Here is a 14,646-nt window from a genome sequence, read left to right as displayed (position 1 = left end):
GGTGGTGAGGGGCGAGACGAAGTCTCCTACCGTCTGTGCCTTTGGCCAGATGCGAACCTGGTCCCTCCACCCCGGCAAGCTCTTTCTCGCTTGCCGGGACCAAACATACAAGCGCACCCTGTGCGCGATGCTTTTCGGTCACGTGACGAAGAACATCGCGCACAGGGTGCGCTCCTACAGGCCCAATTCCGCGACCATCGCCTCGCGCATCAGATACTTCTGCACCTTGCCGGTCACCGTCATCGGGAACGCGTCGACGAAGCGCACGTAATGCGGCACCTTGTAGTAGGCGAGGTGGTGGCAGCAGTAATCCTGGATCTCGGCCACGCTGGCCTCGCTGCCTTCGCGCAGGCGGATCCACGCGCAGACCTGCTCGCCGAACTTCGCATCGGGCACGCCGAACACCTGCACGTCGAGCACCTTCGGATAGGTGTAGAGGAACTCCTCGATCTCGCGCGGGGAGATGTTCTCGCCGCCGCGGATGATCATGTCCTTGAGCCGGCCCACGATGCGGCAATAGCCATCGTCGTCCAACGTGGCGAGGTCGCCGGTGTGCATCCAGCGCGCCTCGTCGATCACCTCGCGAGTGCGTTCGGTGTCTTCCCAGTAACCCAGCATCACCGAATAACCGCGCGTGCACAGCTCGCCCAGGGTGCCGCGCGGCACGATGCGCCCGCGCTCGTCGACCAGTTTCACCTCCAGCTGCGGATGGACTCGCCCCACGCTGTCCACCCGGCGCTCCAGCGGGTCGTCCGGCACGGTCTGGAAGCTGACCGGGCTGGTCTCGGTCATGCCGTAGGCAATGGTGATCTCGCCCAGGTGCATTTCGTCGACCACCCGCCGCATCACCTCGATCGGGCACGGCGAGCCGGCCATGATGCCGGTACGCAGGGTCGACAGGTCGAACTCGGCGAAGCGCGGGTGCTCCAGTTCGGCAATGAACATTGTCGGCACGCCATGCAAGCCGGTGCACTTCTCCGCGGCCACGGTTTCCAGCGTGGCCAGCGCGTCGAAACCCTCGCCCGGGATCACCATGCAAGCGCCGTGGGTGACGCAGGCGAGGTTGCCCAGCACCATGCCGAAGCAGTGGTAGAACGGCACCGGGATGCACAATCGGTCGTGCTCGGTGAGGCGCATCGCCTCGCCGATGAACCAGCCGTTGTTGACGATGTTGTGGTGGGTCAGCGTGGCGCCCTTCGGCGCGCCGGTGGTGCCGGAGGTGAACTGGATGTTGACCGGGTCGTCGAAACCCAGCTCGTGCTCCGCCGCGTGCAGATGCGCCAGTGCCGCGGCGTCGCCGCGTTCCGCCAGCTCCCGCCAGCGGCGCGTGCCGGGCGCCGGTTCGTCGTCGAGCACGATCACCTCGCGCAGCGTCGGCAGTCGCGCCGAGCGCAATTGGCCGGGCGCGCTGACTGCCAGTTCCGGCGCCAGCTCGGCGAGGATGTCCAGGTAGTGCGAGGTCTTGAAGTGGCGCGGCAGCACCAGCGCGCAGCAACCCACCTTGTTCAGCGAGTACTCCAGCTCGTGCAGGCGATAGGCCGGATTGATGTTGACCAGCACCAGCCCGGCCTTCGGCGCGGCAAACTGCAGCAGCACCCATTCGGCCCGGTTCGGCGACCAGATGCCGACGCGGTCGCCGCGCACCAGGCCCAGTGCGAGCAGGCCGGCGGCGACGCGTTCCACTTCGGCATGGAACTCGCGATAGCTCAGGCGCACACCCTGCGCGCGCACCACCAGTGCCGGCCGCCCGGGATGCGCAGCGGCGATGCGGTCGATCAGTGAACCCACGGTGTCGCCCAGCAGCGGCTGCGCGCTGGCGCCATGGACGTAGCTCGGTGCCTCGCTCATGCGCGATCTCCTCGGGTCTTTCTGGCGTGCCGCGCGGACACCAGCATAGCGGCGCCGCCGGTCGTCGCGGCCAAAGAAAAACGCAGCGGCTGGCGCCGCTGCGTTCCTCGCGTCCCAGCGACCGCCCTCAGTCGCTGAGGTCGACGTCCTTGGTCTCGCGCACGAACAGCGTGCCGATCACGAAGGTCATCGCCGCAATCGCCACCGGGTACCACAGGCCGGCGTAGAAATTACCGGTGGCCGCCACGATGCCGAACGACACCGAGGGCAGGAAGCCGCCGAACCAGCCGTTGCCGATGTGGTACGGCAGGCTCATCGAGGTGTAGCGGATGCGGGTGGGGAACATCTCCACCAGCCACGCGGCGATCGGCCCGTAGACCATGGTCACGTAGATCACCAGCAAGGTCAGCAGCACCACCAGCATGGGCGTGTTGGTCTGCGCCGGGTCGGCCTTGGCCGGATAACCGGCGGCAGCCAGCGCCTTGCCCACGCTGTCGCCGAACGCCTTGCTCTGTGCGGTGAAGTCCGCCTTGGCCAGCGCGCCGCCCTCGAAGGCGGTGAAGTTCTGACCGCCAACCGAGACCACCGCCACCGTGCCCGGCGCCGCGGCCACGTTCTCGTACGGTACGCCGCGCTTGGCCAGATAGCTCTTGGCCACGTCGCAGGAGCTGGTGAACACCTTCTTGCCGATCAGGTCGATCTGCACGCTGCAGCCGGCGGGATCGGCCTGCACCTTGACCGGCGCTGCCACGCTGGCCGCCTCGATCGCCGGATTGCCGTAGTGGGTGAGCCCCTTGAAGATCGGGAAGTAGGTCAGCGCGGCGAGCAGGCAGCCGGCCAGCACCACCGGCTTACGGCCGATCTTGTCCGACAGCCAGCCGAAGAACACAAAGAACGGCGTGCCAATCAGCAGTGCCGCGGCGATCAGCAACTGGGTGGTGGTGGCGTCGATCTTCAGCGTGCTGCCGAGGAAGTACATCGCGTAGAACTGGCCGCAGTACCACACCACGGCCTGGCCGGCGGTGGCGCCGAGCAGGGCCAGGATCACCAGCTTGAGGTTGCCCCAGCGCGCGAACGACTCGGTCAGCGGCGCCTTCGAGGTCTTGCCCTCTTCCTTCATCTGCTCGAACACCGGCGACTCCGCCAGCTGCATGCGGATGTACACCGAGACCGCCAGCAGCAGCGAGGACAGCAGGAACGGGATGCGCCAGCCCCAGTCGTTGAACTTGTCGCCGAGCAGCCACTTGCAGCCCAGGATCACCAGCAGCGACAGGAACAGGCCGAAGGTGGCGGTGATCTGGATGAAGCTGGTGTACAGGCCGCGCTTGCCCGGCGGGGCATGCTCGGCCACGTAGGTGGCGGCACCGCCGTACTCGCCGCCCAGCGCCAGGCCCTGCAGCATGCGCAGCGCGATCAGGATCACCGGCGCCGCCACGCCGATCGAGCCGTAACTGGGCAGCAGGCCGACGAAGAAGGTGGACAGGCCCATGATCACAATGGTGATCAGGAAGGTGTACTTGCGCCCAACCAGGTCACCGACCCGGCCGAACACCAGCGCACCGAACGGACGCACCGCGAAGCCGGCGGCGAACGCGAGCAGGGCGAACACCAGCTGGCTCGCTTCATTCAACCCCGAGAAGAACTGGTGGCCGATGATCACGGCGAGCGAGCCGTACAGGTAGAAGTCGTACCACTCGAACACGGTGCCCAGGCTGGACGCCAGGATCACCCGCTTGTGGCTGACGTCGAGCTTGCCGCTGGCATTGCCGCCAATGGCGTCGATGGCTGTTGTGGCCATGGTGTTTCCCCTCCCGAGATAGTGAGATGCCTCTCCCAGGAAGCCTGGGGAGAAATGGGGAGATGCGATTCGTCCCTCCTACCGGACCGCACCCCGTCATGCTCCCGATGCGACGGGAGGTGATCAGCGGCGGCGTGCACGTGGCACGCCGCCGCGACTTTCAGAAGCGATAAAGCGCGTTGAGGCTGAACTGGTTGCCGGTGGTGGTCTTGCGATCCACGCCGTTGCTGGTGGAGTCGAGCTTGTTGTGCATCCATTCGGCGCTGAGGTCATACGACCCGGCGGTGTACTGCAGGCTCAGCGCCGCCTGCCGGTTGCGCAGCAAGCCGGTCGAGCCGTGGCCCATCCAGGCGATCACGTCCTTGGTGTCGGGTTTGTTGTAGGCGTAGAACGCGTACAGGCTCCAGTTCGGCGTGAAGCTGTAACCCGCCTGCACGAAGCCGCCGCGTTCGCTGATGTCGCCGAACTGCGACATCGCGCCGAAGATCTCGCCGAGGCCATTGCCGGCGTAGGCCAGCCCCTTGAATGTCCACGGGCCGGGCTTCCACTGGCCGCCGATCTCGTAGCCGACGCTCTTGACGTCGGACTTGATCGGCGTCGGCGCGGTGCCGCCCACGCCGCGCAGATCGACCTTGCTGTAGTGCGCGGCGAAGTATGCCAGCCAGGTCTTGTCCTGCACGTGCAAGCGTGCCTCCACCTGCGGGCGGAAACCAGCGCTGCCTGCGGTGAGGTAGTTGACGTTGTTGCCGGGTCCGTTCCAGGTGCCTTCGAACGCGCCCACATCCAGCCGCCACTGTGCGCCGGTGCTGCCGTGATTGAGGTCCTGCATCACCACCACGCCAGGGAAGCGCCAGCCGCCATAACCGGAGCCGAAGCCGAGCGGGAATGCGATGTGCGCCAGCGAGGTGGGCGAGCCGTCGACCGGGAACATCAGGTCCCACTGCTGGCCGATGCGCACCGTGGTGCCGGTCTCCGGGTTGGTCAGGTCCATGTAGGCCTGGCGCAGGCGCGGGTTCGGCTGCTGCTGGCTGTACGCGCCGGTGCCGTTGAAGCCGCCGAACAAGTCCATCTCGATGCGCCCGCCGCCGCTCCAGTTGCCGGCGAACTTGGCGCCCTTGAAGTCGAGCCAGAAGCGCGTGTTGCGCACGTCGACGCCGGACAGCGAGCCCTTCGAGCCGGGAATCGGGAACAGCGCGTTCTGGCCGTTGCCGTAGGTGAAGCTCCTGTTCTGGCTGAATGCGCTGGCGCTGACGAAGCCGTGCAGCGCCACCGACACGCCCGGCGCGCTGCTGAACACCGGTGTCGCCGGGGCCGCCGCCACGTTCTGCGCAGGCACCGTCTGCGACGCGGGCTGGGCGGGCGCAGCCTTCTGCGCCTGGATCATTGCCTTCAACTCGTTCAACTGCTGCTCGAGCTGCGCCACGCGCTGTTCGAGTTGCTGCTCGCGCGCGTTGTTCTGCGCGTGGCCGGCCAGCGGAAGCATCAGCGCGCAAGCCATGCTCAAGGCAAGCGCGGAATAACGATGGGTAGGTCGTTGGCTCATGCGTGCGTCTCCCCAGAGGTTCGATGGGATGGGCTGCTCGTCGGCAACTCCATCGGCTGTTTTTGAAGGCTTGTCGGAAGCGGGTTTCAGTGGAATCCGGACTGCGGGCGCTTTTGGCGTATCCCGAATCCTCCATCCCGAATCCCGGCACTTCGAGCATGGCCATGCTGCGGCGCGAGCGACTATTCGCCATTGGTCGAACTTCGACCAAAGTCGAGACGGCGGCGCGACGCCACCTCCACGGCGATCGGGCTACACTCGAAGCATGCACGCCGCCGGGCGCTTGCTTGCGTCTGCCGCGGTATCCCCGTTGCCATCTTCCATGCGAGCCAGCAGGAGCCCAGCCATGTCCAAGCTCTATCCGGTCAACCCGTCGTTTGCCGCCGCCGCGCGCCTGCGCCACGACGATTACGTGCGCCTGTACGCCGAGTCAGTCAGCGATCCGGAGGGCTTTTGGGGCCGCATCGGCCAGCGTCTGGACTGGATCAAGCCGCCGACGAAGATCAAGAACGTCTCATTCGACCCGAAGGACCTGCACATCCGCTGGTACGAGGACGGCGAGCTCAACGTGTCCGCCAACTGCCTCGACCGCCAGCTGGCCAAGCGCGGCGACAAGGTGGCGATCATCTTCGAGGGCGACGACCCGAACAATTCGCGCAAGATCACCTACCGCGAGCTGCACGCCGAGGTGTGCAAGTTCGCCAACACGCTGAAGCACCTGGGCGTGGTCAAGGGCGACCGCGTGGCGATCTACCTGCCGATGATCCCCGAGGCAGCGGTGGCGATGCTGGCCTGCGCCCGCCTGGGCGCGATCCACTCGGTGGTGTTCGGCGGCTTCTCGCCCGACTCGCTGGCCGGGCGCATCGTCGACTCGCAGGCCAAGGTGGTGATCACCGCCGACGAGGGTCTGCGCGCCGGCAAGCACATCCCGCTCAAGGTCAACGTGGACGCGGCGCTGGAGCGGCCCGGCACCCACAGCGTGGAGACCGTGATCGTGGTGCGCCACACCGGCGGTGCGGTCAACATGCAATCGCCGCGCGACCGCTACTGGCACACCCTGATGGAAGGCCAGTCGGTCGACTGCCCGCCGACCCCGGTCGAGGCCGAGCACCCACTGTTCGTGCTGTATACCTCCGGTTCCACCGGCAAGCCCAAGGGCGTGCAGCATTCGACCGGCGGCTACCTGGTGTTCATCAGCTACACCCACGAGCAGGTGTTCGACCTGCGTGAGGACGACATCTACTGGTGCACCGCCGACGTCGGCTGGGTCACCGGCCACAGCTACGTGGTGTATGGCCCGCTGTGCAACGGCGCCACCACGGTGATGTTCGAGGGCGTGCCGAACTACCCGGACCACAGCCGCTTCTGGCAGGTGATCGACAAGCACCAGGTCACCATCTTCTACACCGCCCCCACCGCGATCCGCGCGCTGATGCGCGAGGGAGAGGCACCGGTGAAGAAGTGCTCGCGCGCGTCGCTGCGCCTGCTCGGCTCGGTCGGCGAGCCGATCAACCCGGAAGCATGGGAGTGGTATTACCGCGTGGTGGGCGACGAACGCTGCCCGATCGTCGACACCTGGTGGCAGACCGAGACCGGCGGCATCATGATCTCGCCGCTGCCCGGCGCCATCGCCACCAAGCCCGGCTCGGCCACGCTGCCGTTCTTCGGCGTGAAGCCGGCGATCGTCGATGCCGAAGGCACCGTGCAGGAAGGCGTGGCCGAGGGCAACCTGCTGATCACCGACTCCTGGCCCGGCCAGGTGCGCACCATCTACGGCGACCACCAGCGCTTCATCGAGACCTACTTCAGTGCCTACCCCGGCAACTACTTCTCCGGCGACGGCGCACGCCGCGACGAGGACGGTTACTACTGGATCACCGGCCGCGTCGATGACGTGATCAACGTGTCCGGCCACCGCCTCGGCACCGCCGAGGTGGAAAGCGCGCTGGTGGCGCACCCGAAGGTGGCCGAGGCCGCGGTGGTCGGCTGCCCGCACGAGATCAAGGGCCAGGGCATCTATGCGTATGTCACCCTGGTCGCGGGCGAGACCGGCAGCGACGAGCTGCGCAAGGAACTGATCGCCTGGGTGCGCAAGGAGATCGGCCCTATCGCCACGCCGGACTACCTGCAGTGGGCGCCCGGCCTGCCGAAGACCCGCTCGGGCAAGATCATGCGCCGCATCCTGCGCAAGATCGGCGAGAATCTGCCCGACCAGCTCGGCGACATCACCACCTTGGCCGATCCTGGCGTAGTGAAGAACCTGGTGGACGAGCGGCTGATCAAATAAGCGACGGGATCCGGGAGACGGGATTCGGGATACGCAAAAGCCGCTCTTCCGAATCTCGAATCCCCAATCCCGGATCCCGGCCATGACCGACATCCTGATCGCCGACGACCATCCGCTGTTCCGCGACGCGCTGCAGCGCGCCGTGCTGACGGCGGTGCCGCAGGCGCGCGTGCACAACGCTGACAGCGTGCACGCGTTGCTCGGCCTGATCGAGCAGTTCCCCGACGCCGAACTGCTGCTGCTGGACCTGCACATGCCCGGCGCGCGCGGCTATTCGGCGCTGGCACACATCCGTGGCCAGTATCCCGGGCTGCCGACCATCGTGGTGTCCGGTCACGAGGAGGCACAGGTGGCGCGCCGCGCGCTGGCGCACGGCGCCTCGGCGTACATCCCCAAGTCCACCGCCGGTACCGACATCGTGGCGGCGATCCGCGCCGTGCTCGACGGCGATGTGTGGCTGCCACCGGCCCTGCTCGGCGGCCCCGGCGAACTGAGGCCCGACGAAGCCGCCGCCGCCGCGCAGGTCGCCGCGCTGACGCCGCAGCAGTTCCGCGTGATGACGATGATCGCCGAGGGCCTGCTGAACAAGCAGATCGCCTGGGAGCTGGGCGTCTCCGAGGCCACGGTGAAGGCACACATGACCGCGATCATGCGCAAGCTCGGGGTCAACAACCGCACCCAGGTCGCGCTGCTCGCCAGCCAGCTGGCGGTCGACCAGGAAGGCCTGCCGGCTATGCCGGACGACTCCGACTGATCCCATTCAGGCAGCCGGCCAACCCGGCGCATCCGCCGTCCGGTCACCGCCAGGCCACGTCCAACGCCATCCTGACGCGGTCTGGCCGCCGCTTCCGTCGTGCCGGCGAACCGCGCCCGCCTGCTTCGCGCAATCAGCCTTATATACGGCCATTTGATTTTCTTGCTTTCTTTTGTTGCGGCGCACTATAGTCGATCCTCCCCATACCGGGAGTAAAGAACATGGCTCAGCCGCACGCGCAGGGTTTGTACAACCCGTCCAACGAACACGACGCCTGCGGCATGGGTTTCGTCGCCCATATCAAGGGCCGGAAAAGCCATGACATCGTCCAGCAGGGCCTGCTGATCCTGCGCAACCTGGATCATCGCGGCGCGGTCGGTGCCGATCCGCTGATGGGCGACGGCGCCGGCATCCTGATCCAGATCCCCGACCAGCTCTACCGCGAGGACATGGCGCAGCAGGGCGTGCAGCTGCCGCCGCCGGGCGAGTACGGCGTGGGCATGATCTTCCTGCCCAAGGAGCATGCCTCGCGGCTGGCCTGCGAACAGGAGCTGGAGCGCAAGGTGCTGGCCGAGGGCCAGGTGGTGCTGGGCTGGCGCGACGTGCGCGTCGATGCCGACATGCCGATGTCGCCGGCGGTCAAGGCCACCGAACCGGTGGTGCGGCAGATCTTCATCGGGCGCGGGCCGGACGTGATGGTGCCCGACACGCTGGAGCGCAAGCTGTACGTCATCCGCAAGACCTCCAGCCACGCGATCCGCGCGCTGGGCCTGAAGCACGGCAAGGAGTACTTCGTCCCCTCGATGTCCAGCCGCACGGTGGTCTACAAGGGCCTGCTGCTGGCCGGCCAGGTCGGCCGGTACTATCTCGACCTGGCCGACCCGCGCACCGTGTCGGCGCTGGCGCTGGTGCACCAGCGCTTCTCCACCAACACCTTCCCGGCCTGGGAGCTGGCCCACCCGTACCGCATGATCGCGCACAACGGCGAGATCAACACGGTCAAGGGCAACGTCAACTGGATCAACGCGCGCACCGGCGCGATCTCCTCGCCGGTGCTCGGCGACGACTTGGCCAAACTGTGGCCGCTGATCTATCCCGGCCAGTCCGACACCGCCTCGTTCGACAACTGCCTCGAGCTGCTGACCATGGCGGGCTACCCGCTGTCGCACGCGATGATGATGATGATTCCCGAGGCGTGGGAACGTCACACGCTGATGGACGACAACCGCCGCGCGTTCTACGAGTACCACGCCGCGATGATGGAGCCGTGGGACGGCCCCGCCGCGATCGCCTTCACCGACGGCCGCCAGGTCGGCGCCACGCTCGACCGCAACGGCCTGCGCCCGGCGCGCTACCTGATCACCGACGACGACCTGGTGATCCTGGCCTCCGAGGCCGGCGTGCTGCCGATCGCCGAATCGCGCATCGTGAAGAAGTGGCGGCTGCAGCCGGGCCGGATGCTGCTGATCGACATGGAGGCGGGCCGCATCATCGACGACAAGGAACTGAAGGACCAGCTGGCCAACGCCCGGCCGTACAAGCAGTGGATCGAACACATCCGGATCAAGCTGGACGCGTTGCCGGAACCGCGTGCCGAGTCGCACGTCGTCGACAGCCTGCTCGACCGCCAGCAGGCCTTCGGTTACACCCAGGAAGACCTGAAGTTCCAGCTGCTGCCGATGGCGCAGGCCGGCGAGGAAGCGATCGGCGCGATGGGCAACGATTCGCCGCTGGCCGTGCTGTCGGAACGCAGCAAGTCGCTGTACCAGTATTTTCGCCAGCTGTTCGCGCAGGTCACCAACCCGTCGATCGATCCGATCCGCGAACAGCTGGTGATGTCGCTGGTGTCCTTCATCGGGCCCAAGCCCAACCTGCTGGACATCAACAACATCAACCCGCCGCTGCGGCTGGAGGTGGCCCAGCCGGTGCTGGACTTCGCCGAGATGGCCAAGATCCGCAGGATCGGGCGCTACTCCAAGGGCAAGTTCCGCAGCTTCGAGCTGGACATCACCTATCCGGCGAGCTGGGGCAAGGCCGGCATCGAGGCGCGCCTCGCCTCGCTGTGCGCGCAGGCCACCGACGCGATCCGCCAGGGCCACAACATCCTGATCGTGTCCGACCGGCGCAGCGACCGCGAGCACGTGGCGATCCCGGCCCTGCTGGCCACCTCGGCCATCCACCAGCACCTGGTCACCCAGGGCCTGCGCACCAGCACCGGCCTGGTGGTGGAGACCGGCTCGGCGCGCGAGGTGCACCACTTCGCCCTGCTCGCCGGCTACGGCGCCGAGGCGATCCACCCCTACCTGGCGATGGAAGTGCTGGCACAGCACTTCGCCGCGGGCAGCGGCGGGATCAGCGTGGACAAGGCGCTGCACAACTACGTCAAGGCGATCGACAAAGGTTTGCAGAAGGTGATGTCCAAGATGGGCATCTCCACCTACATGTCCTACACCGGCGCGCAGATCTTCGAGGCGGTGGGCCTGAACCGCGACCTGGTCGACAAGTACTTCACCGGCACCACTTCCAACATCGAGGGTATCGGCCTGTTCGAGGTGGCCGAGGAAGCGCTGCGCCTGCACGCCGCCGCCTACGGCGACGACCCGGTGCTGGCCGACGCGCTGGACGCGGGCGGCGAGTATGCCTGGCGCGTGCGCGGCGAGGAGCACATGTGGACGCCGGATATGGTGGCCAAGCTGCAGCACGCCACCCGCGCCAACAACGCGCAGACCTACCAGGAGTATTCGCAGCTGGTCAACGACCAGACCCGGCGCCTGATGACGCTGCGCGGGTTGTTCGAGTTCCGCGCCGATCCGGCCGCCGCGATCGCGCTGGACGAGGTGGAACCGGCCGGCGAGATCGTCAAGCGCTTCGTCACCGGCGCGATGTCGCTGGGCTCGATCTCGACCGAGGCGCACACCACCCTCGCCATCGCGATGAACCGCATCGGCGGCAAGTCCAACACCGGCGAGGGCGGCGAGGACGAGGCGCGCTACCAGGGCGAGTTGCGCGGCGTGGCGATCAAGCAGGGCGACACCGTCGCCGGCATCCTCGGCAAGGCGCACATCGAGCGCGACCTCGAGCTGCAGGCTGGCGACTCGCTGCGTTCGCGCATCAAGCAGGTGGCCTCCGGCCGCTTCGGCGTCACCGCGGCCTACCTGGTCTCGGCCGACCAGATCCAGATCAAGATCTCGCAGGGCGCCAAGCCCGGCGAGGGCGGCCAGCTGCCCGGCCACAAGGTCTCCGAGTACATCGCGCAGCTGCGTTTCTCGGTGCCCGGGGTAGGCCTGATCTCGCCGCCGCCACACCACGACATCTACTCGATCGAGGACCTGGCCCAGCTCATCCACGACCTGAAGAACTGCAACCCGCAGGCGTCGATCTCGGTGAAGCTGGTGTCCGAAGTGGGCGTAGGCACGGTAGCGGCCGGCGTGGCCAAGGCCAAGGCCGACCACGTGGTGATCGCCGGCCATGACGGCGGCACCGGCGCCTCGTCCTGGTCGTCGATCAAGCACGCCGGCACGCCGTGGGAACTGGGCCTGGCCGAAACCCAGCAGACGCTGGTGCTGAACCAGTTGCGCGGACGCATCCGGGTGCAGGCGGACGGCCAGATGAAGACCGGCCGCGACGTGGTGATCGGCGCCCTGCTCGGTGCTGACGAGTTCGGCTTCGCCACCGCGCCGCTGGTGGTGGAAGGCTGCATCATGATGCGCAAGTGCCATCTCAACACCTGCCCCACCGGCGTGGCCACGCAGGATCCGGTGCTGCGCCGGAAGTTCAGCGGCAAGCCCGAACACGTGGTGAACTACTTCTTCTTCGTGGCCGAGGAAGCGCGCCGGATCATGGCGCAGCTGGGCATCCGCCGCTTCGACGAGCTGGTCGGCCGCGCCGACCTGCTCGACATCCGCCAGGGCATCGCGCACTGGAAGGCGCGCGGGCTGGACTTCAGCCGCGTGTTCCACCGCCCCGAGGTACCGGCCGGGGTGGCGCAACGGCACGTGACCGAACAGGACCACGGCCTCGCCAAGACCGGCAAGGCGCTCGACCACAGCCTGATCGAGAAGGCCCGGCCCGCGCTGGAGCAGCGCGAACGGACCAGCTTCATCGTCGGCGTGCGCAACGTCAACCGCACCGTGGGCACCATGCTGTCCGGCGAGGTGGCGCGTCGCTACGGCCATGCCGGCCTGCCCGACGACACCATCCACATCCAGATGGACGGCACCGCCGGACAGAGCTTCGGCGCGTTCCTGGCCCGCGGCATCACCCTCGACCTGGTCGGCGAGGCGAACGACTACGTGGGCAAGGGCCTGTCCGGCGGGCGCATCATCGTGCGCTCGCCGAACGACTTCCACGGCTTCGGCCCGGAGCACATCATCGTCGGCAACACGGTGCTGTACGGCGCCACCGAAGGCGAGGCCTACTTCAACGGCGTCGCCGGCGAGCGCTTCGCCGTGCGCAACTCCGGCGCCACCACCGTGGTGGAGGGTGTCGGCGACCACGGCTGCGAATACATGACCGGCGGCACCGTGGTCCTGCTCGGCGAAACCGGCCGCAATTTCGCCGCCGGCATGTCCGGCGGGGTGGCCTACGTCTACGATCCCGAGTTGCGCTTCCAGTCACGCTGCAACCTCGCCATGGTCGGCCTGGAACCGCTGCTCTCCGGCGTCGAGCAGGAACTGCGGGTGCCGCGGGCGCTGTGGCATCCCGTCACCCGCGGCGCACCCGGCGAAACCGACGAGGCGATCCTGCGCCGGCTGGTCGAATCGCACTTCCGCTATACCGGCAGTTTCCGCGCCAAGGCGATCCTGCATGACTGGGGCAATGCGCGCACGCATTTCGTCAAGGTGATGCCGCACGAGTACAAGCGCGCACTGGCCGAACCGCCGGCGGCGAGCACCGCCGCATCCACCGAGAAGGCCACGGCCTGAGTCCACGAGGAACCGCACAGATGGGCAAGATCACCGGCTTTCTCGAATACCCGCGCCTGCAGGAAACCAGCGAGGCGCCTGCGCAGCGCAAGAAGCACTGGCGCGAATTCACCGCACACCTGTCCGACGACCAGGCCGCGCAGCAGGCCGCGCGCTGCATGGATTGCGGCATTCCGTTCTGTCACCAGGGCTGTCCGGTCAACAACATCATCCCGGACTTCAACGACCTGGTGTACCGGCAGGACTGGAAGCGCGCGATCGATGTGCTGCACTCGACCAACAACTTCCCCGAGTTCACCGGCCGCATCTGCCCCGCCCCGTGCGAGGCCGCGTGCACGCTGAACATCAACGACGATGCGGTGGGCATCAAGTCGATCGAGCACAAGATCATCGACAAGGCGTGGGAGGAAGGCTGGGTGGTGCCACAGCCCGCCGCGCACCAGACCGGCTGGAAGGTGGCCGTGGTCGGCTCCGGCCCGGCTGGGCTGGCCGCCGCGCAGCAGCTGGCCCGGGCCGGCCACGCGGTGACCGTGTTCGAGAAGAACGACCGCCTCGGCGGCCTGCTGCGCTACGGCATCCCCGACTTCAAGCTGGACAAGGGCCACATCGACCGCCGCCTGCAGCAGATGCGCGGCGAAGGCGTGCAGTTCCGCACCGGCGTGTTCGTCGGCGCCGCGGCGGACGCCGGGCAGCACGGCAACCCCCGCGTGATCGCGCCCGAACAGCTGCGGCAGGAATACGACGCGGTGGTGCTCACCGGCGGCGCGGAAACCCCGCGCGACCTGCCGGTGCCCGGCCGCGAGTTGCGGGGCGTGCATTTCGCGATGGAGTTCCTGCCGCAACAGAACCGCGTCGTGGCCGGCGACAAGCTGAAAAACCAGCTCGTTGCCACCGGCAGGCAGGTCGTCGTGATCGGTGGCGGCGACACCGGCTCCGACTGCGTGGGCACCTCGAACCGCCACGGCGCCGTGGCGATCACCCAGTTCGAGCTGCTGCCGCAGCCACCGCTGCAGGAAAACAAGCCGCTGGTGTGGCCGTACTGGCCGCTCCGCCTGCGCACCTCCAGCTCGCACGAGGAAGGCTGCCGGCGCGACTGGTCGGTCGCCACCAAGTGCTTCAACGACGACGGCAAGGGCCAGGTGAAAAGCCTCACCGGCGTGCGGCTGGCGTGGAAGGACGGCAAGATGAGCGAGGTCCCGGGCAGCGAGTTCGAGATCCAGGCGGACCTGGTGCTGCTGGCGATGGGCTTCGTCTCGCCGGTACAAGGCGTGCTGGACGCGTTCGGCGTGGACAAGGATGCCCGCGGCAACGCCCGCGCCACTGCCGACGCCGACGGCGGCTACCGCACCAGCGTGGACAAGGTGTTCGCCGCCGGCGACATGCGCCGCGGCCAGTCGCTGGTGGTGTGGGCGATCCGCGAAGGACGCCAGTGCGCGCACGCGGTGGACGAGTTCCTGATGGGCCATTCCAGCCTGCCGCGCTGATCGCGGC

Annotated in this window: 7 protein-coding genes; 4 read left to right on the top strand and 3 right to left on the bottom strand. The window is 67.6% G+C overall.

All coding sequences use genetic code 11. The features are described from left to right. Nucleotides 1-174 precede the first annotated feature (174 nt). The 3 genes from LRK53_RS00095 to LRK53_RS00085 form a co-directional block, all read right to left on the bottom strand. Nucleotides 175-1,848 carry an AMP-binding protein gene (locus tag LRK53_RS00095; protein ID WP_235642428.1) on the bottom strand — a complete coding sequence of 558 codons (1,674 nt, stop codon included), beginning with the start codon at nt 1,846-1,848 and terminating at the stop codon, nt 175-177. A 127-nt stretch (nt 1,849-1,975) separates the two neighbouring features. Then, a complete protein-coding gene (locus LRK53_RS00090) occupies nt 1,976-3,646 on the bottom strand; it encodes an MFS transporter (RefSeq protein ID WP_027491682.1) in 1,671 nt (556 codons plus the stop codon). A gap of 160 nt (nt 3,647-3,806) precedes the next feature. Continuing rightward, entirely contained in the window at nt 3,807-5,189 is a 1,383-nt protein-coding gene (locus LRK53_RS00085) for a porin family protein (protein ID WP_235642427.1), read from the bottom strand. Between the two features lie 346 nt (nt 5,190-5,535). Between LRK53_RS00085 and acs the strand changes: the two genes are divergently transcribed. From acs to LRK53_RS00065, 4 genes are all read left to right on the top strand, one after another. Next, nucleotides 5,536-7,476: an acetate--CoA ligase gene (gene acs, locus LRK53_RS00080; protein ID WP_027491680.1), complete on the top strand. Its 1,941-nt coding sequence runs from the start codon at nt 5,536-5,538 to the stop codon at nt 7,474-7,476. An 82-nt stretch (nt 7,477-7,558) separates the two neighbouring features. Then, nucleotides 7,559-8,230: a response regulator transcription factor gene (locus tag LRK53_RS00075; RefSeq protein ID WP_027491679.1), complete on the top strand. Its 672-nt coding sequence runs from the start codon at nt 7,559-7,561 to the stop codon at nt 8,228-8,230. Between the two features lie 221 nt (nt 8,231-8,451). After that, complete coding sequence (locus tag LRK53_RS00070) at nt 8,452-13,155, top strand: glutamate synthase-related protein (RefSeq protein ID WP_027491678.1); 4,704 nt, start codon at nt 8,452-8,454, stop codon at nt 13,153-13,155. A gap of 20 nt (nt 13,156-13,175) precedes the next feature. Further along, nucleotides 13,176-14,639, top strand: coding sequence for a glutamate synthase subunit beta (locus LRK53_RS00065; protein WP_027491677.1), 1,464 nt, complete (start codon nt 13,176-13,178; stop codon nt 14,637-14,639). Nucleotides 14,640-14,646: the final 7 nt, after the last annotated feature.

The sequence above is a fragment of the Rhodanobacter thiooxydans genome, from assembly GCF_021545845.1.
GTDB lineage: Bacteria > Pseudomonadota > Gammaproteobacteria > Xanthomonadales > Rhodanobacteraceae > Rhodanobacter.
This window is presented reverse-complemented; position numbering and strand designations above follow the sequence as displayed.

Bases quoted from the DNA above. Each gene is read 5' to 3' on its own strand.
- LRK53_RS00095 (WP_235642428.1), bottom strand. From the start codon at position 1,848: ATGAGCGAGGCACCGAGCTACGTCCATGGCGCCAGCGCGCAGCCGCTG.
- LRK53_RS00090 (WP_027491682.1), bottom strand. From the start codon at position 3,646: ATGGCCACAACAGCCATCGACGCCATTGGCGGCAATGCCAGCGGCAAG.
- LRK53_RS00085 (WP_235642427.1), bottom strand. From the start codon at position 5,189: ATGAGCCAACGACCTACCCATCGTTATTCCGCGCTTGCCTTGAGCATG.
- acs (WP_027491680.1), top strand. From the start codon at position 5,536: ATGTCCAAGCTCTATCCGGTCAACCCGTCGTTTGCCGCCGCCGCGCGC.
- LRK53_RS00075 (WP_027491679.1), top strand. From the start codon at position 7,559: ATGACCGACATCCTGATCGCCGACGACCATCCGCTGTTCCGCGACGCG.
- LRK53_RS00070 (WP_027491678.1), top strand. From the start codon at position 8,452: ATGGCTCAGCCGCACGCGCAGGGTTTGTACAACCCGTCCAACGAACAC.
- LRK53_RS00065 (WP_027491677.1), top strand. From the start codon at position 13,176: ATGGGCAAGATCACCGGCTTTCTCGAATACCCGCGCCTGCAGGAAACC.